The following is a 315-nucleotide window of genomic DNA, read 5'->3' as shown; positions in this document are numbered from 1 at the left end:
GGGACGTACAACAACACAGGAGAGGTGAAAGATAATCATTCAGCATTTGATCTCCTTTAGTCCATAAGCAAAGTATAAGAAAGTTGGATCAGTAGCACCTTCCTTGTAGTAAGCGAAGACCAAACCTCCATCATCATGCATGCTTTCACCCACGAAGAATTGCAAGTCGCTGAGCTTTGAAAGCAGAAATTTAGTGGCAGACTCGATATGTTTCTTGAACAAGTTTTGCTTCTCCGCGTCCAATTTGGGTGTTAGATTCTTGATATAGCGTTTCATAAAGGTGACAAACTGCTTCTTATCGAAAGCAGGTTGCTC

The 315-nt window shown here is 41.6% G+C and carries 1 protein-coding gene; it reads right to left on the bottom strand.

Going from position 1 to position 315, the window contains the following annotated elements:
• Positions 1–39: 39 nt before the first annotated feature.
• Positions 40–315, bottom strand: a 276-nt coding sequence (locus B7C41_RS19950; RefSeq protein ID WP_143764530.1) for a hypothetical protein, incomplete at its 5' end; no start/stop codon positions are given.

The organism is Cognaticolwellia mytili (assembly GCF_002104475.1).
Classification (GTDB): domain Bacteria; phylum Pseudomonadota; class Gammaproteobacteria; order Enterobacterales; family Alteromonadaceae; genus Cognaticolwellia; species Cognaticolwellia mytili.
This window is presented reverse-complemented; position numbering and strand designations above follow the sequence as displayed.